The organism is Citrobacter sp. Cf136 (assembly GCF_030333815.1).
Lineage (GTDB): Bacteria > Pseudomonadota > Gammaproteobacteria > Enterobacterales > Enterobacteriaceae > Citrobacter > Citrobacter freundii.
The window spans coordinates 417,724-441,483 of record NZ_JAOWFE010000037.1; the positions used below are offsets into that span (position 1 = coordinate 417,724).

The following is a 23,760-nucleotide window of genomic DNA, read 5'->3' on the forward strand; positions in this document are numbered from 1 at the left end:
AGCGTCGCGCATCAGTCACCCCTGTAATACTGATAAGCAAAAAAAAGCCCCCTGCTGAACAGGAGGCTGGCGAGTTTATGTCAGCTTAGAACGATTTCTTAAAGCCGATAGAGGCATTGACCGGCGCTTCGACCTGCGACTTACTGCCGCCGTTGCTGAATTGCGTACCCAGCTCACCGTAGACCTGCAGGTTTCTGTCGATGGACCATGACAGGCCGGCTGCAACTTCAGTGCTGGAGTACTGCTGTGAAGATTCCAGCGTAGTGGTGGCTACCGCATTGCTAAAGTGCGTTTTGTCTTTTGAACCCAGACCCTGCCAGACGTTAACCCTGCCGTACGGCTGGAATTTGCCATGGTTGGTGTCATAGTCAGCGACCAGACGCACGCCCAGACGCGCGGTAAAGGAGTCTGCGGTATCCATTTTCACTTTCGTTGGGGTTACACCATCCAGCGTGCTGTTATCAAAGTCGCTGTATTGGTAGATCAACTGAGCCTGAGGCTCCAGACTCCATGCGCTGGCGCCTAAACGGAACGATTTACCCACCTCTGTCGACGCCGTCAGCGTGTTGCCTCTGACGGTATACGAGCCGTTGTTACCGGTCGCCGCCAGGCGGGATTTATGGTTACCGTACTGCAGGACGTTATCAACATACATACCGTCACCCGAGAACCAGGTCGCATAGCCACCGACGTAAAATGCGTTGTCGTCGATGTTACCGCCTTTGCCATCGCTGCCTGTCTTCGTGCCTTTCACATTGCTGTCGATATCAAGGATGCTGGTATACATCCCGGCTTTCCAGCTTTCGTTAGCATACATATCAACGCCGACCTGGATACCCATGGTATGGGAGCTGGTTTGCGTACCGGCTGCATCATCCAGTTTGGTTTTACCGGAGTAGCCAATCATTCTTGCCCAGGCGCGATTGTCTTCATCAATGCCCGGTTTAACCTCGTCCCCCATACGTTGGTGCATGTTACCTAACAGGCTAATATCACCCTGACGTACTACGCTGGCGAGGCCAGAATACAGCATGGTTTCTGGACGGTATTCACTTCTCAGATACCAGTTTTCACCCTGGCCCAGAGCATTACCCGCATGTAGTTGGTACTCAAACGCACCTGCAGCCATACGATCGGCGGCAAGATGGAAGGCATCCCGTGAGGTTTGCGCGGTTGTGGTTGCGCCATTGAGCGCAGTCACCACTTCGATACCATCCCCAATGGTCGGCGCGCCAAGACCAGAACCATCGACATCCAGCAGTGTGCTACCGCTGACTTTACCGCCATCGATAATCAGACGGTCGGCAATGCCTGCTCCGCTACCATTCTGGATAGCTGCCATGTTGATAGTCCCTTTTTCGCCGGTGTAATCCCCTTTGACGGTTAAGGTTGTGCCAGTCTGCTGACCGATGAGCGAGACATCGCCACCGTTGCTCAGGCCCGCTACCGTCTGGTTATAGCCCTGCGTGTTCAACGTGGTGTCTGCGACCACATAGTGGTGTGATGCGCTACTCAGGGTGTTGGTATTACCCGCTTGCAGCACGCCGTTGGCGATCAACGTAGCGCCGCTGTAGCTGTTTTCACCTTGCAGCTCGGTAATGCCGCTACCGGTCTGATGCAACTGGCCTTTACCACTGATATTGCCGGTCAGCGCCAGGGTATCGCCACGATTGACGTTGAGTACGCCGTTATCAACGACATCCCCCTGAATGCTGCCAATATCACCGCCGTTACCCAGTTGTAAAACGCCTTGTTCGATGGTGGTGCCACCGGTGTAGGTGTTATCCAGCGTCAGGGTGAGGGAGCCTTTACCGGTTTTGGTCAGTTGACCGTTACCTTCGACTTCCGTCAGCAGAGAAACGTCATGCCCGTTGGTGTCGAATGTCCCGCCGCCGGATTCCAGCGTCACCTGACGGGCAGTATCAAACGCTTCGCCATACTTCAGCGTACCGCCATTAAAGGTAATTCCCGTATCTGCCGCACCCAGGTTGGTATCACCCGCCACCTGCAGCGTCCCTGAGGTGATGGTGGTGCCACCGCTGTAAGTATTGTCGCCGGTGAGAATCAGCGTACCGAGATCGCCTTTATTCAGGCCGCCGGTACCGCGGATAACGCTGTCGATAGTGGCGGTGTAACTGGCGCCGTCTACTGTGCCATCGCCGACACGAATCAGGGTGTTTGCCGTGTCGGTGGTAATGGCTTCGCCGCCCACACGATAACCATCGGTGGCGAACTGCGCGCCGCTGATGATGACATCGCCTTTGCTGTTATCGACGGTTACGTTGCCCGCTTCACCCTGGAAGACGGCGAATGCGGCATCGGTAAACGGTGCGTTCAACGCGCCTTCTGGCGTCGATTCATCGGTGGTCCAGTTGTCGTTACCCTGGCTGGATTGCCAGATACCGTCGCCGCCGTTAATGACGCCGTTATTTTTCAGCTCGCCATTCTCACCGCCGGTGCCGTCCCAGAAGCGCAGCGTCAGTCCGGCGTGGTTGACCAGGTTGACCTGATTTTTCACCGATGTCTGCACGTACAGGCTGTCAGCTGCTTCCGGTGCGTTAGCAATATCCATCACATTGTTGGTCAATGTGCCGGTGTAGTTGATGACGCGGTAAACGCCCACATCAAAGCTTCCACCTGGTGAGGTTTCAATGTTGAGCTTACCGTCGAGCGTCAGATCGCCATTTACGTCAATCAAGTCGTTGAAGGCACCGCCCGGGGTATAAGCCTGACCAAACTGATAATCCAGTTGGGCGTTATCACTGAGCGTCAGAGAACCGGTAGTCAGTTTACCCACACTGTTGATAGCTGCACCCGCGGTAATATGCGCGTCGTCCAGCACATCAACCGCGCCGCCGATAATACCGTTACCGCCGAGCGTTGCCCCGGATTTCACCGTCACCTGGCCGGTAGCCGCAGACTGATTACCGTTGACCAGCAGCACGCCTTCATTGACGTCCGTGGTGCCGGTGTAAGTGTTATCGCCGGTCAGCGTCAACGTACCGTCACCGATTTTCACCAGGCTGCCGTCGTTGCCGCTGATAATACCGCTGATGGTGTCATCAAGATGCAGATTACCCAGCGACAGTTCTTTATTGCCCAGTTCGACATTACCCGCGCCGGACAACGAGCCGATAGACGTTGCGCTGTCGACTGCGCTGATATCGACCTTACCGCCCACCAGGTTTTTAACGACAGTGTTCTCTGCCATCGCATAGTCAGCAAAGGTCATCAGTCCGCTGTTATTCACGGTGGCATTGCCCCCGCTGGCATTTTCTTCCAGCGCCAGGGTACTGTCTTTTGACACGTTAACCGTCGCGTTGCCCGCGCTGGCGTTGTTGGTTAACACCGCTTTCGCCGTGCCCGTCAGGTTCAGCATTGCGCTTGCGGCGGTGACGTTATCCGCCAGCGTTAACAGGCTGTCGGCGATGTTCATAGTCAGGGATTTCAGGCTGGTATCTGTCCCGCTGACATTGAGCGTCGCACCCTTATTGACGTTCACGGTGCTGCTTTCATTACTGCCAAAGGCTCCGGTTTTGCTGACGTTGACCGTCACATTGTTGGCGTTTCCGGTACCGGCAATTTCGGTGTCGCCTTTGTAGCTGTTTGCGCGGTCGAGCGACAAGGTGCTGCCCGCATCGCTAGAGCTGCTGGTGACTTTCAGTTTACCCTCGCCGGTAATCTCACCGGTTGGCGTGAAGTGGTGCGAATTGAGATCGAACACCGCAGCATTCTCATTCGCTCCCAGCTCAATGGTGCGATTGCTGGTCAGGTCCGCGCCCAGTTGCAGCGTTGAACCGTTATTGATGGCCAGATCAGTTCCGCTCTGGCCGAGATTGCTGTCGGAGGAGATCTGCAACGTGCCGCCATCAATGCGCGTGCCGCCGCGATACTCGTTGTCACCGCTGAGGATCAGACGGCCAAGGTCGGTTTTCACCAGCGTCAGCTTGTCAGCAGTACTGGCCTCGCGGATAACGGACTCAATGGTCGCGGTATAGTTTTGCCCCGCGCCACCGGCGCCAACGCGCACCAGCAGTTCGCCAGTCCCCGGCGTCTGGCCTGCGTGGGTCGCGTTTTCCGTGGTGGCATACGCGTTAAGCGCATCGCCTTTAACGACATAGCCATCAGCATCAAACTGTGCTCCGGAGAAGTTAACTTCTCCCGCGGCGTTATCCACGGTAACGGTACCGCCTTTGGTGGTGAAGACGGCGAAGGACTTCTGTGCCCAAGGGGCGTTACCTTCACCGGTTGCGGTGGTCCAGTTGTTATCACCCTGACTGCCGATTGCCATCCATTTGCCATCGCCACCGTCAATTTTGCTGTCGCCTTCAATGCCCGACGCGCCGTGGCTTAGATTAACGGTTGCGCCGTCCCAGAACTGCAAGGTAACGCCGTTGGCATTCACCAGGTTGACCTGTTTGTCGATGGAGGTCTGAACAAAAATATTGCTCTTATCCTGGCTATTCGGTATCGCGCCTAATTCCAGCGTCTGGTTATCCAGCGTGCCACCGTAGTTATAGATACGGTACACGCCCGGTCCGAAGTTACCGTCCTGTGAAGTGGTGACGTCCAGAGTCCCGTCCAGTTGCAGATCGCCTGCGACGTTAATCAGATCGTTTAGCGCGCCGCCTGGCGTATAGGCTTGACCCAGTTCGAAAGCGGAGGTCGTTTTGCTGCCAAGCTGTAGATTACCGTTAATGGATAACGTACCCGCACCGCCGTCACCGGCGCTGAGGGTAGAGGCATCGTTCATCAGCACGTCGCCGCCGATCACCCCGTTACCCCCCAGCGTCGCCGTACCGCTTACGTTGGTCACACCCGTCGCGGCACTCTGATTACCTTTCACCAGTAGCGTACCGCTGGTGACGGTCGTGTCGCCGGTATAGGTGTTATTGCCCGTCAGGCGAGTAATACCGTTACCAATCTGCTGTAAAGCACCGATCCCGGAGATTACGCCGCCAAGCAGCACATCATCGGCCCGATTAATCGCCAGCACGCCATTGTCGATGATGTCAGACACGGCGTTGACTCCGCCTGTATTTCCGCCGTCACCCAACTGCAGAGTACCGGTTTGATCAATAGTGGTGGAGCCGGTATAGGTGTTGTTGGCGGTAAAGACAGTGGTGCCGCCTGCCGCGCGTTCAAACTTCCCATCACCGCTGATGACGCCGTTATAGATCTGCGCAGCCGTCGTGTCGCCCTGCGTGTCAAAGATGACCCGGCTGCCTGCACCCTGAGTCGTCACATTGTAGTCAGCGATGGTCGCGGCAGTGCTGGTGGACTCGCCGTGATCGCCGGTACGCAGCGTTGCGCCATTGGTAACCGCAATGGTTTTACTTGCCAGTTGCAGACGATCGACGATGCGCATATCTGCACTTGAACCGCTAATGGTCAGTGAGTCCCAACCCGTGCCGATGTTGGTACCGGTGGTCAGGTTATCGCTGCTCAGACTGCCAATTTTCGCACTGTTACCGTGTGTATTGGTGAAGGTGAGGGCGTTGCCACTGCCGGCTTCGGTAGTGATATGGCGCGTTTTATCCAGCGTCACATTGCCGATGTTGGCTTTATTGTTGCCGTCGGTTCCGGCGAAATTCACCTCGCCCGCAAAGGTTCCGCTTTGCCAGTTAAAGGTGTCCTTGCCTTCTCCAGTGTTGATCACGCCACTGGTGATACCCTGGCTGATATCAATGGTGTCATTGCCCTTGCCAGATTGAATCGCCACTGCCGTATCGTTGATAGCCTGAAGGGTACCGGTATTGGTGATTTTTTTATTGCTGTCACCGCTGGCATCAATAACGGGTGCGATGGTGCTGGCAGAGGTAATTTTTCCGCTATTGGCTATTGCGCTAACATTTTTAGCGATGATTGCAGAACCACCTGCGCTGTCGTAGACGTTGATGTCGGCATTGGTGGTGACCTTACCGTCCGTATTGGCGCGGATACCGCTGCCTTCGCTGTTATGCACCTCAACGGTATAGCCTTTACCGATGGTCAGATTGCCTGTCACTGCGTCACCATTGCGCTGCTCAAAGGCGAAGCCGGTACCTTTACCGTTAACGTTCAGAATGTTATTCAGGCCATCTTTCATGTTTAACGCGACGCTGGTACGGATCCCCGGACCGTCGTTGGCATTGATGGTGACATCATTGAGTGTGATATCGGTATTGTTGGCATCGTTTTGAATGCCCGCGCCAGTACCTTTGGCACTAATAATCACCCCTTTGGCAGCCAGCTTACCGGCCCCTGTGTCCAGGCGAATACCGTCAGCAGTGCCATTGGTGGTGATGGCATCGCCAGTATTACCAGTAATATTCAGGCTGGCGCCGTTGGTCAGCAGAACTCCTGCGGTTCCATCATCGACTTGAATCTGACCCAGTTTTTTAATCTGTGCGTTCGAACCCGAAGCTTGTACGCCAATGCCGTTACTCACATGTAAGGCAGCGGTCGCGTTATTGGTTAAACTCCCGCCTTGTTGCACGTTAACACCAATGCTGTCGGTGCTGGCAAGATCGATAATTGCCTGGGTATCGAGGATCAGGCTGCCCTGGTTCCTTGCCACATAGGCAATAACCTTGTTGCCGCTGGCTTCTGAAGTGATTTTTGCGTTTGAGGTGAGGATGGTCGGAGTGGCGCTACCTTCTGCGTTGCCATTCAACTGGTGAGCCTGACCGTCCACTACCCCGGCAATGGTTCTTTCACCGGTTAAATTGATGGTGGTTTTATCGCTGATGTTACCTGTGGCGCCGCCTTCAACCAGCAGCGCTGCGGAGTCGGTGCCCTGCACGGTGAACGTGGCTTCGCCGGTATCCACACTACTGCCTGTGCCCGTCGCTAATACGCCAACGGACTGTTCGCCGCTTAAGGTCAGGTCAAGGTTAGAGCTGGCCTGACCGTCAGGAGTGGTGGTGTTACCGGCCAGCATTGCACCATTGGCAATACGGAAAATGGTGGTGCGATCTTGCCCGTTGTCATTCATTACCGCCTGACCAATATTGGCGGTCGCGCCTTGACCATACAGGTAATAGCCAATCTGATCGGTGCTGTTGAATGCCGGGCTACTCAGGCTGTCGACGTTAGCGACGGCGTTATCACGCACGTGTACGCCGATGTTCCCGGCTTTGTTTAGCGTGATGTTGGAATAGACGTTGACCACTGCCTTTCCAACTTTGCCACCTTCAGCCCAGACGGCATAGTTACGGTTACCGACACTACCTTCACCATCAACTACGATAGAGCCTGAAGCGCTGGTCGTGGCTTCGGCATTTTTGTTAGTTGCGCTGACGTGGATGCCGACGTTGTTGGTGCCGTTGACGTTAATCTTGCCGTCGTTGCGGATTTCCTGATTATTTTCCGCGCCGCTGTCACGCACGGTGATACCGTAGTTCCTGCTACTCCCCGCGCTGGAATCGCCATTGATCACGATATTACCGGTATTGATGACGTTGCCGGTCGCGTTACCAATCAGCATACCTGCGGCGTTACGTACGCCGGTTCCCAGCGTGATAAGGCCGTTGTTAATCACCTCTTTGGCGCTCTTGGTCATGATCCCGGCGCTCAGACTTGAACCGCCTGCCATGGTGACATCTTTAGACGGATCACTTGCGTTACGGCCAAGATAAATAGAGGCACCTGCGCTGTTGGTAAAGGTGGCGTTGTCGGCGACTTCTACGCCATAGGCGATGCCGCTGCCGTAGGATGCACCGTTTTTGCGCCCGTCCACGACGTTGATATCGCCGTTGTTGACCCCTTGAGCATTGTCAGACAGTTGCATACCAATGGCCAGCGTCAGCTCGCCAGCGGGTTTGTCCTTGCTCCAGGGATCGGCGGCAGAAGCGGTACCGAAGTTATCGGTGGTGATCGCCTGGTTGATGGTGCCTTCGTTGGTGATTTGACTGGCGCCTTGCCCCTGCATACCAAATGCGCCATAGCTGTTGACGTTTTGGTTGCCGTCTTTATCAATAAACAGCCCGGAGTTGATGATCCCGTTGTTGGTTGCCGTCGCGTCTTTTGCCAGCATGCCAATCGCCAGGCTTTGCCCGGTAGACGTGCGTAATGCGTTCAGCTCACCAAGGTTAGTGATAACCCCACCATTAATGGCTTTCATCACGCCATTAATACTGCCGTCAACGGCAATAATCGCGTCTTTGTTCAAGGTGCCTGAGGTGCCTGCGCCGTTGGCGTAGATGGCATGTAACTCACCACGGCCAGCGGTCGCGTTGTTGGTATGTGACAAACCGTCGGTCCAGACGTCGTAATCCCAGCTGAGTATGTCAGCTGGCTTACCGGAGGTGAGCAGATTTTCAATCAGCCCGGCGTACTTTGTTTGTGCTGCGGTGACGGTTGTGACTTCCTCCGCATCTATCCACAGCTGGATTTGGCTGACTTTTTCACCATCAGGGTTGAGTGCCGCGTCGTCGCTTTTGCCCAACAGCCAGTCATTGAATTCGGCCAGTTCTTGTGTGTTGGTAATGGTAAATGTGCGCTCCCCGGTTTTGACGACCTGACCATCCTCGTCATAGCCATAGGTCATCAGCGTCACATCATCGCCAAACACGGAGGTTTGCGCTGAACCGGTGAACGTTTTTTCAGGGATCACCGGGGCTGCGTTAAATTTTATATAGTTATCTGACTGCCAGTTCACCTGGCTTGCAGTACCTTGTGCTTCCAGCAGCGAGGAATCTTTTGCCAGCATTTCAATGGTATTGGCTTTGTCACGCACATTGAGGGTGTCGTTGCCAATATTCAGATTGGCAATGGAGCCATTTGTCGCCAGTGCGATACCAAATTGCTTATAGATTTCTGATTTCTGAGCATCAAAGGTGTTTAATACCGCATCGCCGACTTGCGCTTCGGTAAGAAAACCATTTAACTCATTGGTATCAAAGACTTTGATGGTCGTTTTTTCGCCGGGAAACGCCGGATCGTTGATATCAAATTCTGTGCTCTGCGAAGGCGTTGACGACTGGTTGTAAGTCAGGTATTCCGCCAGTTCTTCAGAGTTGGTAATGGTTTTTACGCTCTGGTCAGGGCTGGTCGCCAGCAGGGTGATTTTGCCGCTTTCCAGCAGTTCCCGGATAGTGGTTGATTCAACAACGCCGCTTTGACCCGGGCTAAATGTTGGGATTGCACCACTGATATTCAGTGCCTGACCAGTTGTGTTATCTTCATATAAGAAGCCGTAGTCGTGGATACCCTCATAAACCCCAGCGGAAATACCTGTCTTGAAGTCTTCATGAATATCGTGTTCACCCGTTGCGGTAATCTGGGCTGCAGAAGCCAGCAATGAAGCACCGCTTAATGCGCCAGCTGCCAGTACGGCGACAGTTTTACGCGAGCTGCTTTTTTTCTTTCCTTTCGTTAATTCAGAAACGACCACCCAGATACCGAGCGCCGCGTTCCAAATAATGCTGTAAACTTTGTTCATATATAACCCTTGTCTACATTCCTGTTATGTATGTGTTAATACGTTGAGTTGTTGGCTATGGTTGGCACGCGGATGTGCTACCCGGTAATGGATTTTGGAAATAGGGTTCCCTTCCGTGCGATGCGGAATTAAAAAAGCGAGTCGAAAGAAAACCTCTTTAAATAATAACCGTGATAATTGTCCTTAAATAAGTTAGTTACGGCTGGCTATAGTGGGAAATGGTGTACTTGAGCCGGGTGTTATTTTTGCCGAGTTTTCTGGCAATATTGCTTTTGTACGCCCCGATGGTTTTTTCACTTTTTTGTGATGCCCCGGCGATTTGTGTCAGTGACCATCCTCGGGCAAGCATCATCATTACGTTAAATTCGTTAGCTGTAATTTTTGTGTGTAGTTCTTTGATACTTTGTTGTTTTTTGTTTTGCGCGATACGTGTGACGGTCTGTAATAGCTGATCAAGGCTAGTGTCTTGATCGAGAAATTGCATGTTCTTCCCGCAAACGGTTTGAAAAATGGCAAAGGTAGCTTCATCTGCCAAAACAATAATTTTGGTGATAGGTCGTAAAGCCATGTTGCGGATAATCCTGGCATATTTTAAAAAATCTGATTTGTCAGGATTAATGATGATGCAATCCGTTTCATAAGGGAGCATTTTGACAGCAGAAAGTGTCTGGGAGGAGTAGTACGTGATATCAATAAATAATGATGAGCCACGTAGGATTTCTCGCATGCCTAGCCAAGGGTAAATTGAGTCACCCAAAAAAATAGCTTTTGACATAACGATCTCCTTGAAATTTTGGTGCAAGCAGTCGCCTCTTTTTTTAGGTTAAAAAAGAGTTTCTTGCGACGCGTGAAATGTTAATTAAATCTCGTATAACGTTCTGTGCTGTGAACGTATCCTTATTAATTTCAGATCAAACAGAAATTCTCTGTATTAATTAGAATCATTAACTATCCTTAAAGTGGATATTACACTTTGTTAAAATTTAAGATAAATCGTTTATTTCAGCTCTGAGTAAATGATTGATAGATTTCGCTTATGGATCGGGATAATAATAAGAAGGAGGTTTGTATAAAGGCAGGGTATTCCTAGGGTTAAAGAAAGGTATTTATATGTAATGGCTTTAATTTCAATAAGATACTCATTTTTCTTCATGGGATTAATTGAGGGTAGGAGAATTCTTAATCCTGGCCAGGACGTAGGAGGTGGAAGGTCAGGAGAAGAGGGAAATATTGCCGAATTTACACCTATCGGCTAAAAATAGGATTATTCCAGATTATATTTCTACGTTAAAGCAATTTATTAGTGCTTTATCCTTTTTTGGTCTTTTTGTGCCTAATGTTGAAATCTGGCTTGCAGGTGTCATTTTGTCTTAATGCGCTAGCGATAGCGCTTAGCCCGCCAACAGCTCTTGCTCAACCTGTTGCACCTGTTGTTCCAGCGTATTGCGGATTTCCGTAAGCGCCCGTTGTTGATCGGAGAAGTAGGCCTCTTTATCTGTCACGGAGGTGGCAAGCCGCCAGGCGTTCTCCGCTTCCAGTTCGGTAATCTCTTTCAGCAGCGCGTTAATGTGTTCTCTGAGCTGTTGTATTTTGCTGCGTAAATGCTGCAAATCGTTCAATCGGTCACTCGCCATCATCGGTTCGAGGCCGCTTTGCAATTGAGTCAGTAGCGCCCGGACGGCGGCAAGATCGGCATTTTGGCGTGCCTGGTTAAGCTGCACCATCATCTGATGCGCTTTCTCTTTCAGATCATCGGCTACCACGTCCGGGTGGCAAAGACGGCTGGCCTGACGCCACAGGCGTTTTAGCTCATTACGTTCATCAGAGGAAAGCCGCTGGTCACGACTAAAACGATGCTGCGCATCCTGCTGCTGCTCCTGATATTCATCATATTCATGGCTGGCCTCTTCCTGTGCCTGACGGGTTGCGCTGTCGTCCTGGCGAGAAAAGTCGTTTTCCAACTCACGAATCTCCGCCAGCAGGGCGGTAATCAGTTCCGTTTGTTGCTGAATACGTTGGCGTGTTTCCACCGATTCGCGCGAATCTGAATTCTGGTTCATCCAGTGCTGTTTGAGCCTGGCCAGTTGATCAACAGCCTGGGAAATATAGTGCTGGCAGGATTGATAGTCTTTTTCCCGGCGTTTTCGCTCCGCTTCCTGTTTGCGCTGGGCGCTGGCGGCGAGCTGTTTACGCAGTTCGAGAATGCGGCTCATCAGCGGTCCAAGACGAAGGTGATACAGATCGTTGAAATCATCGAGGATTTGAATGCGCGTGTTGCGCTTATCGATCAGGTCACGCAGCTGTGTTTCGAGCGCTTTGAGTTCCAGCTTACTGGCGGCAATGGCTGGATCCTGCCACGTAGAGACTGCCCGTTGAGATTGCAGCCAGGCCGAGATTTCACGCAGGGCATCACTAAAACGTCGTTCTTCGATCGCCTGCACAATGGTGCCAGGTACGACTGACAAAGGTTCATTTTTAAGATGCGCCACCTGCTGGAAAATAATCTCCTCATCTTCCAGTTCAATAGCGCTTTTGATGATTTCCAGTCGTTTGATGATCTTATTCATGACAGTCGTTGCCTGGCCTGACTCAAAAACGAGTGCCTGAAACACAGCTGGTTCACCCGTTTGAAAATGTTAGAAAAACAGTAAAGCGCATTCTGTGGCCTGTCATGCCTTTTCGTCCAGAATAATTCACCGTAATTATGAACAAACGCAATGCTACGGGCATAGCAGGTCCTTATTGCGCCTTGCGACAACCAGGTTGAAATGTTAAAAGAAGCCCCTTCAATAAAAACGACACAGGGGAAGGGCGTGAAAAACGCGTCAACTGCATCTGACACCAGCGTGTCTGATGCCGCGTCAACAAATGAGCCGACGCTTCAACGAGGGTTGCAAAACCGCCATATTCAGTTAATTGCACTGGGCGGTGCAATTGGTACGGGCCTGTTTTTAGGCATTGGCCCGGCTATTCAGATGGCGGGACCTGCGGTGTTACTGGGTTACGGCGTTGCCGGGATCATCGCTTTTTTGATTATGCGTCAACTGGGCGAAATGGTAGTGGAAGAACCCGTTTCCGGATCCTTTGCCCACTTTGCCTATAAATACTGGGGACCGTTCGCGGGTTTTCTGTCCGGTTGGAACTACTGGGTGATGTTTGTGCTGGTCGGTATGGCGGAACTGACAGCGGCCGGGATCTATATGCAGTACTGGCTGCCCGATGTCCCGACCTGGATTTGGGCCGCGGCATTCTTCGTGATCATCAACGCCGTCAATCTGGTCAACGTACGTCTGTATGGCGAAACGGAATTCTGGTTCGCACTGATTAAAGTGCTGGCCATTATCGGCATGATTGGTTTTGGCGTGTGGATGCTGTTTTCCGGTAACGGCGGGGAACATGCAAGCATCGATAACCTGTGGCGTTACAACGGCTTTTTTGCTACCGGCTGGAATGGATTAATTCTGTCGCTGGCAGTGATTATGTTCTCCTTTGGCGGGCTGGAGCTTATCGGGATTACCGCCGCGGAAGCGCAGGATCCGCAGAAAAGCATTCCAAAGGCGGTAAACCAGGTGGTGTACCGTATCCTGCTGTTTTACATCGGTTCTCTGGTGGTGCTGTTGGCGCTATACCCGTGGGTGGAAGTGAAATCCAACAGCAGCCCGTTTGTGATGATTTTCCATAATCTTGATAGCAACGTGGTGGCTTCTGCGCTGAACTTTGTCATCCTGGTGGCTTCGCTGTCGGTGTATAACAGTGGCGTCTACTCTAACAGTCGTATGCTATTTGGTCTCTCGGTTCAGGGGAACGCGCCGAAGTTCTTAACCCGCGTCAGCCGTCGCGGCGTACCGGTGAATTCACTGATCCTTTCCGGTGCTATTACGTCGCTGGTGGTACTGATCAACTATGTGCTGCCGCAAAAGGCCTTTAGCCTGCTGATGGCGCTGGTGGTGGCGACGCTGCTGCTGAACTGGATTATGATCTGCCTGGCACATCTGCGATTCCGGGCGGCGATGCGTCGCAAGGGACGTGACACGCAGTTTAAAGCGCTGCTGTATCCAGCAGGGAACTACCTGTGTATTGCTTTCCTTGGCATGATCCTGGTGCTGATGTGTACGATGGATGAGATGCGCCTGTCAGCTATCCTGCTGCCAGTGTGGATCATGTTCTTGTTTGTGGCCTTCAAACTGCTGCGTCGTAAGTCCCGCTAAGTTTCTACCGATCTCATCCTGGTGATGAGATCGGTGATTTATCTATTCTGCAGATTAACGCTGAAATGCGCCAGACAGTGCGCGAATATCGTTTCCGGTAGGCGACTGATGAATGCGTAGGCCAAACTCTTCGACCACGGCAAAGATATGGTCGAAGATATCAGCCTGAATACTTTCATATTCCAGCCAGACCACCGTATTGGTAAAAGCATAAATTTCGATTGGTAATCCGTGATCGTCTGGCGCAAGCTGGCGCACCATTAACGTCATATCTTTGCGAATACGCGGGTGATGACGCAAATATTCGTTCAGATAAGCGCGGAAGGTGCCAATATTGGTCATTTGACGGTGATTCAATACCGATTCAGGCGCATCTAATTGCTGATTCCACGCGTCGATTTCCTGGTGACGCGTGGTCAAATACGGTTTCAGCAGGTGCGCTTTATGCAGTCGCTGACGCTCATCCTCATCAAGAAAATGGATGCTGGTGGCATCAATGCTGATGCTGCGTTTAATTCTCCGACCGCCTGAAGCCGACATTCCGCTCCAGTTTTTAAAAGAGTCTGATACCAGTGACCAGGTGGGGATCGTGGTGATGGTGTTATCCCAGTTGCGCACTTTGACGGTGGTTAAACCAATATCGATAACAGCACCGTCTGCACCGTATTTCGGCATTTCCAGCCAGTCGCCAAGCTTAAGCATGTCGTTGGCCGAGAGCTGTATTCCGGCCACCAGACCGAGAATCGGGTCTTTAAATACCAGCATTAGCACGGCTGCCATGGCACCCAGGCCGCTTATCAGTATTGCCGGCGATTGACCTATCAGCAGGGAAATCATCAGGATCCCGACCAGGATGGCGGCGATCAGTTTAATACCCTGAAATATACCTTTTAAGGGTAATTGGGATGCGGCTGGGAGCTTTTGTGACAGGTTAAGAATAACGTCCAGCAGAGAAAACAGGGACAGCAGGGCGTACATCATGATCCACAGCTGTGCGCAAGTCACTAATATATCGGCCGCTTCACTGCCTTTTTGTAGCCAGAGTGTGGCCTGTATATTGACGATGATACCTTGCAGCGTAAACGCCAGGCGGTGGAATAATTTGTTCTGCGTGATAATTTGCAACCACAGACGGGAACTGGTGCTGGCGCGTTTTTCAAATGCGCGTAATACCACCCAGTGCAAAATAACGTGAACAATAATGGCGGTGATAAAAATAATGCCAAAAATCATCACCAGCGAAGTGGTGTGATTTATTTCAATGCCGAGTTCTTCTACCTGAGATATCAATTCCTGCATAACGTCTCCTTAATAAACAGCGGTCTATGATGACCGCTGTGTGGAGCTTATGCAAATGCGGGGATTAGACTTCTGTCAGCGTTGTTTCCAGCGGCAGGCGGGATTTCGGCAGCGCGGCGTTGAAATCTTCTACGCTGTGATGACCCACCGGGACCACCACTACGCTGGTGAAACCTTTTTCTTTCAGACCAAACTCTGCATCCATCACCGCCGCATCAAAGCCTTCGATCGGCACTGCATCCAGACCCATTGCTGCAACGCCCAGCAGGAAGTTACCAACGTTCAGGTACACCTGTTTTGCCATCCAGTGGTTGTCATCTTTCAGTTCTTTGCGATGCATATCAGCAAAGAAGGTACGACCTTTGTGGTTTGCAGCTTTAGCTTCAGGGGTGGCGAAGCGGCCATCGCTCTCTTCCTGATCCACCACGCGCTCCAGCCACGCGTCGTCCATCGCCGTTTTGGCGCAGAACACTACTACGTGGGAAGCATCCAGCATTTTACGTTCGTTGAACACAAAGCCGCCGGCTGCGGATTTGGCCACACGCGCTTTACCTTCATCAGTACTGGCAACGATAAAATGCCATGGCTGAGAGTTGGTGCTGGATGGGCTAAACTGCAGCAGCGTTTTTAATTTTTCGGCCTGCTCAGCGGTCAGTTTTTTAGTCGGATCGAATGCCTTAGTGGAGTAACGTTTTAAGGCGACAGAAACAATATCCATAACTACTCCTGGTGGTTTTTTATACCCTGCGGGTACGTTTTGTTTCAGCAGGGTACAGGGTTAGCAGGAAAAAGATAAGACAGGAAAATGCAAAAACACTTATCGGGGTTAACGATAAATCAATCAGGACGCAGGCGTTTTTGATCCCGCTTCGGCAAGCCGTCAACGACGCGGTGCCAGGAATCATTCACCAGCTCTGCCAGTAATGACTCGGTAATGTCGTCGCCCGGATAGACCGAGATCCAGTGCTTTTTATTCATGTGATAGCCGGGTTTAATGCTGGGGTAGATCTGCTGGTTTAACAGTGATTTTTGCGGATCGGATTTCAGGTTAATAAGCGGACGTCCGCGAAGCTCCGTGACCAGCATAAAAATTTTACCGCCAACCTTGAAGACATCGTATTCCGGGCCGAATGGCCAGCAGTGTTCGGTAAAAGGCAGTTCGAGCGCAAGGCGTTTCGCACAGGTATGCAGTATCTGGCCGTCCATTATTGTTCCTCGCGGGTTAGTGCGCGCCACATCGCTTCAAATCCCATCGATATGTATTCCTTGGCCCGGGCAGAGTCGCGGGCTGCGAACTCCATGGTGGTTTCCGCCAAAGAGAGAAAAAGGCCATCGCCGAATGCGCGATATTCGTCAGACATAAACTCAGGTCGCACGGAGCGATGACAAAGATCGCGCAGTTCCGGGAACATATCGTCGGCCTGCTGTTCTGTTTCTTTGCTGATTTTCTCGCTAACGGCTAACTGGCGAATCGTGCGATGCCCACAGGTATGGTTCAGGCCCCAGCTAATGTAGCTGTTCCAGATATAGTGAGTCATGGTTTTGGCATCGGTAACTGAGCGATCCAGATTTGCCATCATCGACTGACAGAGATCGTGCTTTAAAAAGAGGTAAAGCTCGTTGATCAAATCATCTTTGGTCGCGAAATAGCGAAACAACGTTCCCTCCGCAACACCTGCATTGCGGGCGATTACGGCGGTAGACGCCGCAATACCTGATTGTGCAAATGCTGTGGTTGCAGCTTCCAGTAATGCCAATTTTTTGTCTTCACTCTTCGGACGAGCCACTACACTTTACCCTTAAGTTGTAAAAAGCATGATTGAATCACGGCCTTTGCAGCACCGCAACGGTGAATGTCAAAGATTGAAAATCATCTTGACGGCGAACTTTCGATTTCTATAATGAGTGCTTACTCACTCATAATCAAGAGTCAGTCACGCAAACCAGCGGAAAGGGGGCGTGTTTAAGGTCAGGATATGAAGCGTCTCACAGTTTGTGTGGTTGTTATTATGCTCATTGGCGCAGCTGCAAGTTTACCGTTTTTACTCAATGCCGGGTTTGGTCAGGCACCGAAAGGGGCACAGCTGAGTCAGGTTGAACAGTCACCGCACTATCGTGATGGACAGTTTCATAACCAGGTACCAACACCGGGCTATACCGGCAACAAAAGTATGCTGGCTGCCTGGTGGGAGTTTTTGGTCGCTAAGCGCGAAAATGCGCGGCCAGCACATCCGTTGCCATTGGTGGCGACCGATCTCGCCGGGTTATCTCCAGAGCAGGACACGCTTGTCTGGCTGGGTCACTCTTCGTGGTATTTGCAGCTGGCGGGTCAACGTATCCTGATCGATCCCGTGTTTAGCAACTATGCCGCACCGCTTTCATTCCTGAACAAAGCCTTTGTCGGTGATTATCCGTGGTCCGCACAGACGATGCCGGAGATCGATCTGCTCATTATCTCGCACGATCACTATGACCATCTGGATCTCGCTACGATCAAGGCGTTAATGCCGAAAATTAAGCGGGTGATTACGCCGCTTGGCGTAGGGTCACATCTACGTTATTGGGGAATGCGCGGCGAGATAATCGACGAGATGGACTGGAATCAATCCATCAGAGTAACGGATTCGCTGATCGTTCATGCGTTGCCAGCCCGTCATTTTTCGGGGAGAGGCATCAAGCGCAATCAGACGCTATGGGCGAGTTTCATGTTTGAAACGCCGGAGCAGAACGTTTATTACAGCGGCGATTCCGGCTATGGACCGCATTTTAAAGCCATCGGCGAGCAGTTTGGCTCGGTTGATTTGGCGATTATGGAGAACGGCCAGTATGACCATGACTGGAAGTTTATTCACATGATGCCGGAAGAGACGGCACAGGCTGCGGTCGATCTGCATGCGAAAGCCGTTCTACCAGGGCATGCAGGTCGTTTCGTTCTGGCGAAACATACCTGGGATGATCCTTACAAACGACTGGCGCTTGCCAGCCGTCGTTACGATTACCGATTGCTGACGCCAATGCTGGGTGAACCGGTAATACTGTCCGCACCGGACCAACTGTTTACGGCCTGGTGGCAACAGGTGACTCAATGAATACAGGGGAGAGCATGATGACGATTTCTGCTCAGGTAATTGATACGATTGTTGAATGGATTGATGATAATTTGAATCAACCATTGCGCATTGATGATATTGCACGCCATGCGGGATATTCAAAATGGCACCTGCAGCGTCTTTTTATGCAGTATAAAGGCGAAAGCCTCGGGCGTTACATTCGGGAACGCAAGCTGCTACTGGCCGCGCGCGATCTACGCGATACCGACCAGAAAGTGTACGACATCTGTTTGAAATACGGATTCGATTCGCAGCAGACCTTTACGCGTATTTTCACCCGTACGTTCAGCCAGCCGCCGGGCGCTTATCGCAAAGAAAATCATAGCCGAACGCATTAACAGCTAAGGGTTCTCGCGGGCCTAATCCGCCAGCGAGAACCAGCGCCGCCAGATGAAGCGCAAAACGAAATACTCAACCACCCCCAGCAGTAAAAACCACAGACAAAACAGCAAAGTATAAAACTGGTTGAGATCCATCAAATGAAAGGTGGCCACGAGTTTTTGCGCCAGTACCAGGCCAACTGAGGGGGCGGGCAGCAGCAGACAGGACAAAAATGCCAGCAACAGGATCCCGGCGGCGGTCATCAGTGATTCAAGCGGGTGTTTCATGGTATTGTTAAACTTGAGTTAAAAAGCCATTGTCCGGGATCTCTGTGGGCAACGCAAACGCCACGCTTACAGCCCGGCCCAAATCTCACAATGTTTTTTCACCAGACCACTCAGCGACCCGCCTTCGGCGACGAAGTCACGCATGTTTTGCGCCTCGTCATGACCATGCTTAACCTGCAGATGCAAGGCTTCAATCGCGCTGGCCGCGCCCACTTTATCCGCAGAGACAGTAACATTCTCCAGTAGTCGCAATGTGTCATCTGACAAGCGACAACCGTCGCCGGTATTGACGTCGGTGATGATTCCCGCCATACCAAAGCGACAGGCCTGAAAACGATTGAATTTATACAACAGGTAATCACGCTCCTGGTGCTTGAACGGACGTTTGGTGAGTAACCAGTGGGTGGTAGCCTGAATAAGCCCTGCCATATTGACCGCATGATCAAGGGTCAGTGGCGTATCCATTACCCGAACCTCTACCGTGCCAAAGTGCGGGCTGGGACGGATATCCCAGTGTAAATCTTTAATACTATCAATCATGCTGGTGTAAGCCAGTCGACGGAATAGCCCCTCGAATTCCTGCCAGTTATTCACCCATGGCATCGGGCCATTATCGGGAAATCCGGAGAATATATTCAGTCGCGCGCAGGCAAACCGCGTGTCGGACGTCTGCATATAAGGTGAAGCGGCAGAGAGCGCAATAAAATGCGGAACAAATCGCGACAGGCCATGCAGAAGGTATATGGCATCGTCGCCGTTTGCGCAGCCGATATGCACATGCTGACCGAATACCGTCGCCTGCTGAATGAGATAACCGAAATTTTCCAGGTTACGCCGATAGCGTTCATCATCGCAGACTTCCTGACGTTGCCATTTTTGAAATGGATGCGTACCCCCGCCACAAATGGCGAGGTGCTGCTCTGCAGCAACCCGCGTGATTATCTGCTGCATAGCGGATAATTCAGCACTCGCCTGGTCGATATTGCGACAAACTCCGGTCGCCATCTCCAGCATACTTTCCGTGATATCGTGCTTGACTTCTCCGGCGGTAAGCAGCGGCTTTACGGCGTCAATCAGCCGGGAAGAATCCTGGCTCAGGTCGTAGCCTGGAGGATTGACCACCTGCATTTCCAGTTCAATGCCTAACGTGAAAGGGTCAGAAACATGAAAATCGGGAAGTGGCATAAGACTCTCTTCAGCGTTGATTTTTAATCAGTATAGAAGGGCGGCTGATTTTCTGTTCGTTGTCAGATATTCCCTGGTGACGCTTTGAAGGTGAAATAGCTGGTGTTATAACTATTTTTTACTTCGCAACAGGGGTTGAATCGTGCCGGAAATAAATCTTTATGGGCAGACCGTCGGCGATGTTGTGCCGGACTGGAATGGCGCTGCCGTACTGCCACGGGAAACGCTTGTCGGTCAATATTGTCGACTGGTTCCTCTGGATGCCGACAGCCATGCCGCCGATCTGTTTGATGCTTACGCGCAGGCACCGGACGATCGCGACTGGACCTGGCTTGCAAGCTCTCGCCCCACAAGCGTTGAGGCTGCAGCTTGTTGGGTTGAGGGGAAATCCACTGATGCCTCTTTGGTTCCCTATGCCGTCATTGATCAGCGTTTCGGACGTGCCGTCGGACTGGTGTGTTTTATGGCGATCGAACGAGAGCACGGTTCGGTCGAAATTGGTCATGTGACCTGGTCACCGCGCATGAAAAATACGGTACTTGGCACCGAAAGCATCTGGCTGCTGCTGCGCCAGGCGTTTGCGTTGGGTTATCGTCGCGTGGAGTGGAAATGCGATTCTTTGAACACCGCTTCTCGACGAGCGGCGGAGCGCCTTGGGTTTATCTTCGAAGGACGCTTTCGCCAGAAGATTGTGCGCAAGGGTCGCAATCGCGACAGCGACTGGTTATCGATGATTGACGGTGAATGGCCCCAGTGTGACGCCGTGTTACAACGCTGGCTGGCGGCGGAGAACTTTGATGAACACGGGCGGCAACGCCGGTCAATGGCTGACTTTGTTACAAAGTCGCTTCACACAGAGTAATGATGTTTTCATCATGCTGAAACCAGCGAACATTAACTTCCTGCCCGGCGAGATTTTGCGAAAATGACGGGGTGATTTGCACCGTTAAGTGTGTCGCTGTGAGTGCAACTATTTTGGCGCTGGCAAATCCCGGCAGCTCCGATGCCTGCGCGGAAAATGTTTTATACACGCTCTCTTTGGCGGAAAACGCCAGGGTTAAGGCGATCGGAAAGGGAACCAAACTGAACTGTAAAAGCCGTTGTTCACAGTTATCGATAATGCCGCCAGTCAGATCAACTGCGGTTTGTGGTGTAAAAATAGCTTCTATATCCAGTCCGACGGGATGCGTCGATACCACCGCCAGTGCTGTTGACGTACTGTGACTGATGCTGCCAAACAACTTTTGTGGCCACAGCGGTTGTCGCTGCCCGCCGATGCCAGGCACAGTTTTGATACCGTATTCACGTAATGCATGTACTGCGGCAATACGCCCCGCTAAGTGCTCAGCTTTACGCTTACGCCCACAGGATTGAAGCTGAGTATGGTGGGGGAGCCAGAACAGGTCGTGCTCTTGGAAGGTGTCGGGATCGAACTCGACAATGTGCAGCGTGTGGTCTGCGAAAGTGAGCGTTGTGTGCGTTGTGTGCATCGTCGTTATTGTTTCCCTCTCCCCGTAGCGAGGAGAGGGAGAAACGTTATCAGAAGTGCGTGTTAACGCTCATGAACCACGTCCGGCCCGGTTCGTTATAGGTGTGCGCGCCAGCGCCCGCCATATAGTTCCCGGTTACAATATCGCCCGTGGTCTGGGCATTGCCTTCACGCCACAGACGTTTGTCGAAGACGTTATCCACGCCGCCAGTCAGGCTGACATTTTTCGTCACATCCCAGGTCGCGCTCAGGCCGACGATGCTGTACGGGCTGACTTCACTCGCCGAACTACCGGTTACCGGTTTACCCTGGTAATCGTATTTCTTCGGCTGCTGTTTACCGTACCAGGTGAAGGTTGACTGCAGCGATAAATCTTCACGCGCTTGCCAGCTCAGCGTTGAGTTCAGCGTGTATTCAGGAATAATCGACAAGCGCTCGCCGGTCTCTTTATTCTTACTTTGCAGCATGTAGGTAATGTTGTTGGTCCAGTTAACGGTTTCGCTAACCGGTACGTTCAACGTACCCTCCAGACCCTCAACCACTGCTTTAGGAATGTTTTCCCACTGATAGATATCAGTGTAAGTCGTCTTCCCTTTGCTGGTGATAGACGTTCTGTCGAACGGTACCGTACCCGCTTCAATCTTGTTGCGGTAATCGTTACGGAACCAGGTTACCCCGGCCAGCCAGCCGTCACGTTTGAACTCAAGACCAATCTCTTTGTTGATACTGGTTTCGGCCTTCAGGTCATCGTTGCCCATCATGTAGCAACCAATGCCCGTCGCGGAACCGGTGGCGTAGCAACCCTGGCCTTTGCTGTACAGAATGTAGTTCGGGTTGAGCTGGTACAGGCTTGGTGCTTTATAGGCTCGCGCAATCCCCATCTTCAGCGTGAAGTCATCACCCAGACCCTGGGACAGGTTCAGAGATGGGCTCCAGTTGTCACCAACGATGCTGTGGTGGTCGAAACGCAGACCCGGCGTCAACATGGTGCTGTCGGTCAGTTCCATGTTGTTTTCAGCAAACAGAGAGAAAATCTCCGCGTCTGAGTATGGGCTACGGTTGGTACTGCTCGAACCTGGAATATCACCGCCCATAAAGGTCTGTGAATTGGACAACATGTCCTTCATGCGTTGCTGGTTCCATTCGGTACCAAGCGTCAGGTTTTGGTTGACCAGCAGATCTAACGGAATGCTGACTTCACTGTGCAGCATGACGTCACTCAGGTCGGCGTCGAGATATTTTTGTGACGCATTCGGGTCGAAGATACCCTCAGTACCGCCCGCCAGACCTTCAGGCGTACGGGAGTTACGTGTATGTTCGTACTGTACCCAGTTGCTGGTGGTGACGCCGTTATCCCAGCCGCCATTCCAGGTCAGAGAATAGTTCTGACGGTAAAGACGGTTGGTCTCTTTCCCGTAGTTATCTTTCACCAGTTGGTTGGTGTTAGTGTTTTGAGTGTCGCCCGCATACAGGTTGCCCTGACGGCTATAACCGGCTTCCAGTTCCAGTGACTGGAGTGGGGCGAAATCCCAGCGAACCACACCGTTAATGTCTTTGTTGATCACCCCTTCACGACCGGCTGGTAAGGTATTTGAATATGTGCCGGTACGTTCTGACTGATGACCCTGGTTGATGTCCCATGCGTCGGCCTGGGTTTTATCGAGATTACCGTACAGGCGGAAGCTGAAATCCCCACCCATTGGACCATTCAGGCTAAAGTTGGTGCGCTTGGTCGATCCTTCGTCTTTGTGTTCCGGGGCGTTGAAATAGGTATCCCAGGAACCGTGCCATTCATTGCTGCCTTTTTTGGTGATGATATTCACCACGCCGCCAGCTGCGCCATTGCCATAGCGTGCCGCGGCAGGACCGCGCAGTACTTCAATACGCTCAATCATTTCCGGTGGAACCCAGGCGGTATCGCCGCGGGTATCACGCTCGCCGCGCCAGCCCTGGCGTACGGAGTTACGGCTGGTAACCGGTTTACCGTCGATCAAAATCAGGGTGTTTTCTGGCCCCATGCCGCGAATATCGATCTGGCGGTTGTTGCCGCGCTGACCGCTGGTTGAGTTACCGGTCAGGTTAACGCCAGGCATGGTACGGATGATTTCCGACACATCGCGAGCGGGAGGGTTCTTACGAATTTCATCAGCGGTAATGGTTGACACGCCCGGCGCCTGTAGGTTCTGCTGGGCGGCGGTAACGACGATGGTGTCTTCATGAGAGACAGCTACGCTATCGGTTTGATCTTCTGCCATTGCTGGCAGGGCTACCCCGTAAATCCCTAAATTGACCAATAAAGCCAGTGAATGAATCTTGTTGTTCATTGTATGTCCTGCTGTTCTTTTAGCCACGAGTACCAATGTGCCTCGGTGCGGCATTTGGTCTGATGTCGCCCGCATCTGCGTAAACTATCCATTCCAGAAAAAGTACGCAGCGC

Annotated in this window: 16 protein-coding genes; 5 read left to right on the forward strand and 11 right to left on the reverse strand. The window is 52.0% G+C overall.

The annotated features are described in order from the left end of the window. Positions 1-85: 85 nt before the first annotated feature. Positions 86-9,424: an autotransporter outer membrane beta-barrel domain-containing protein gene (locus OGV98_RS15785; protein ID WP_279279025.1), complete on the reverse strand. Its 9,339-nt coding sequence runs from the start codon at positions 9,422-9,424 to the stop codon at positions 86-88. Between the two features lie 196 nt (positions 9,425-9,620). Beyond that, positions 9,621-10,199 carry a helix-turn-helix transcriptional regulator gene (locus OGV98_RS15790; protein WP_061548876.1) on the reverse strand — a complete coding sequence of 193 codons (579 nt, stop codon included), beginning with the start codon at positions 10,197-10,199 and terminating at the stop codon, positions 9,621-9,623. Positions 10,200-10,627: 428 nt separating this feature from the next. Between OGV98_RS15790 and OGV98_RS15795 the strand changes: the two genes are divergently transcribed. Beyond that, entirely contained in the window at positions 10,628-10,798 is a 171-nt protein-coding gene (locus tag OGV98_RS15795; RefSeq protein WP_156182975.1) for a hypothetical protein, read from the forward strand. A 17-nt stretch (positions 10,799-10,815) separates the two neighbouring features. On the opposite strand, the gene OGV98_RS15800 is transcribed toward OGV98_RS15795, so the two are convergent. Continuing rightward, complete coding sequence (locus OGV98_RS15800) at positions 10,816-11,991, reverse strand: coiled-coil domain-containing protein (RefSeq protein ID WP_016149752.1); 1,176 nt, start codon at positions 11,989-11,991, stop codon at positions 10,816-10,818. Between the two features lie 246 nt (positions 11,992-12,237). Here OGV98_RS15800 and pheP point away from each other — a divergent pair, with 246 nt between their 5' ends. Continuing rightward, entirely contained in the window at positions 12,238-13,632 is a 1,395-nt protein-coding gene (pheP, locus tag OGV98_RS15805) for a phenylalanine transporter (RefSeq protein ID WP_003847467.1), read from the forward strand. A 54-nt stretch (positions 13,633-13,686) separates the two neighbouring features. Here pheP and OGV98_RS15810 read toward each other — a convergent pair whose 3' ends face one another. The 4 genes from OGV98_RS15810 to OGV98_RS15825 all read right to left on the reverse strand — a co-directional run bounded on the left by OGV98_RS15810 (position 13,687) and on the right by OGV98_RS15825 (position 16,718). Then, positions 13,687-14,931 (reverse strand): mechanosensitive ion channel family protein, encoded by a 1,245-nt coding sequence (locus OGV98_RS15810; protein WP_003835682.1) that lies wholly within the window; start codon positions 14,929-14,931, stop codon positions 13,687-13,689. 64 nt (positions 14,932-14,995) lie between these two features. Then, positions 14,996-15,649, reverse strand: a complete 654-nt coding sequence (gene nfsB, locus OGV98_RS15815; protein WP_003021982.1) for an oxygen-insensitive NAD(P)H nitroreductase — start codon at positions 15,647-15,649, stop codon at positions 14,996-14,998. Positions 15,650-15,768: 119 nt separating this feature from the next. Next, the gene (locus OGV98_RS15820) at positions 15,769-16,137 is read right to left on the reverse strand and encodes an MmcQ/YjbR family DNA-binding protein (protein WP_049002153.1); all 369 of its coding nucleotides are present in this window, start codon (positions 16,135-16,137) and stop codon (positions 15,769-15,771) included. Then, a complete protein-coding gene (locus tag OGV98_RS15825) occupies positions 16,137-16,718 on the reverse strand; it encodes a TetR/AcrR family transcriptional regulator (RefSeq protein ID WP_003835677.1) in 582 nt (193 codons plus the stop codon). The genes OGV98_RS15820 and OGV98_RS15825 overlap by 1 nt, the downstream gene beginning before the upstream one ends. Positions 16,719-16,907: 189 nt before the next feature. Here OGV98_RS15825 and OGV98_RS15830 point away from each other — a divergent pair, with 189 nt between their 5' ends. Next, positions 16,908-18,020, forward strand: coding sequence for an MBL fold metallo-hydrolase (locus tag OGV98_RS15830; RefSeq protein WP_044712761.1), 1,113 nt, complete (start codon positions 16,908-16,910; stop codon positions 18,018-18,020). A gap of 17 nt (positions 18,021-18,037) precedes the next feature. Further along, entirely contained in the window at positions 18,038-18,379 is a 342-nt protein-coding gene (locus OGV98_RS15835; protein WP_003021996.1) for a RamA family antibiotic efflux transcriptional regulator, read from the forward strand. A 21-nt stretch (positions 18,380-18,400) separates the two neighbouring features. Here the strand turns inward: OGV98_RS15835 and OGV98_RS15840 are convergent, their stop codons facing one another. Beyond that, the gene (locus tag OGV98_RS15840; protein WP_016149756.1) at positions 18,401-18,649 is read right to left on the reverse strand and encodes a DUF1158 domain-containing protein; all 249 of its coding nucleotides are present in this window, start codon (positions 18,647-18,649) and stop codon (positions 18,401-18,403) included. A gap of 66 nt (positions 18,650-18,715) precedes the next feature. Further along, the gene (locus OGV98_RS15845; RefSeq protein WP_016149757.1) at positions 18,716-19,834 is read right to left on the reverse strand and encodes a YbdK family carboxylate-amine ligase; all 1,119 of its coding nucleotides are present in this window, start codon (positions 19,832-19,834) and stop codon (positions 18,716-18,718) included. A gap of 142 nt (positions 19,835-19,976) precedes the next feature. Between OGV98_RS15845 and OGV98_RS15850 the strand changes: the two genes are divergently transcribed. Continuing rightward, positions 19,977-20,696, forward strand: coding sequence for a GNAT family N-acetyltransferase (locus tag OGV98_RS15850; RefSeq protein ID WP_003022005.1), 720 nt, complete (start codon positions 19,977-19,979; stop codon positions 20,694-20,696). Here OGV98_RS15850 and entD read toward each other — a convergent pair. Together entD and OGV98_RS15860 are read right to left on the reverse strand one after the other, a co-directional pair. Then, positions 20,671-21,324, reverse strand: coding sequence for an enterobactin synthase subunit EntD (gene entD / locus OGV98_RS15855; RefSeq protein WP_279279024.1), 654 nt, complete (start codon positions 21,322-21,324; stop codon positions 20,671-20,673). The two genes, OGV98_RS15850 and entD, sit on opposite strands and share 26 nt — an antisense overlap. A gap of 49 nt (positions 21,325-21,373) precedes the next feature. Further along, positions 21,374-23,647 (reverse strand): TonB-dependent siderophore receptor, encoded by a 2,274-nt coding sequence (locus tag OGV98_RS15860; RefSeq protein WP_003835658.1) that lies wholly within the window; start codon positions 23,645-23,647, stop codon positions 21,374-21,376. Positions 23,648-23,760 lie beyond the last annotated feature (113 nt).

Bases quoted from the DNA above. Each gene is read 5' to 3' on its own strand.
- OGV98_RS15835 (WP_003021996.1), top strand. From the start codon at position 18,038: ATGACGATTTCTGCTCAGGTAATTGATACGATTGTTGAATGGATTGAT.
- OGV98_RS15790 (WP_061548876.1), bottom strand. From the start codon at position 10,199: ATGTCAAAAGCTATTTTTTTGGGTGACTCAATTTACCCTTGGCTAGGC.
- OGV98_RS15840 (WP_016149756.1), bottom strand. From the start codon at position 18,649: ATGAAACACCCGCTTGAATCACTGATGACCGCCGCCGGGATCCTGTTG.
- OGV98_RS15845 (WP_016149757.1), bottom strand. From the start codon at position 19,834: ATGCCACTTCCCGATTTTCATGTTTCTGACCCTTTCACGTTAGGCATT.
- OGV98_RS15785 (WP_279279025.1), bottom strand. From the start codon at position 9,424: ATGAACAAAGTTTACAGCATTATTTGGAACGCGGCGCTCGGTATCTGG.
- OGV98_RS15860 (WP_003835658.1), bottom strand. From the start codon at position 23,647: ATGAACAACAAGATTCATTCACTGGCTTTATTGGTCAATTTAGGGATT.
- OGV98_RS15830 (WP_044712761.1), top strand. From the start codon at position 16,908: ATGAAGCGTCTCACAGTTTGTGTGGTTGTTATTATGCTCATTGGCGCA.
- OGV98_RS15820 (WP_049002153.1), bottom strand. From the start codon at position 16,137: ATGGACGGCCAGATACTGCATACCTGTGCGAAACGCCTTGCGCTCGAA.
- entD (WP_279279024.1), bottom strand. From the start codon at position 21,324: ATGCACACAACGCACACAACGCTCACTTTCGCAGACCACACGCTGCAC.
- OGV98_RS15810 (WP_003835682.1), bottom strand. From the start codon at position 14,931: ATGCAGGAATTGATATCTCAGGTAGAAGAACTCGGCATTGAAATAAAT.
- nfsB (WP_003021982.1), bottom strand. From the start codon at position 15,649: ATGGATATTGTTTCTGTCGCCTTAAAACGTTACTCCACTAAGGCATTC.
- OGV98_RS15800 (WP_016149752.1), bottom strand. From the start codon at position 11,991: ATGAATAAGATCATCAAACGACTGGAAATCATCAAAAGCGCTATTGAA.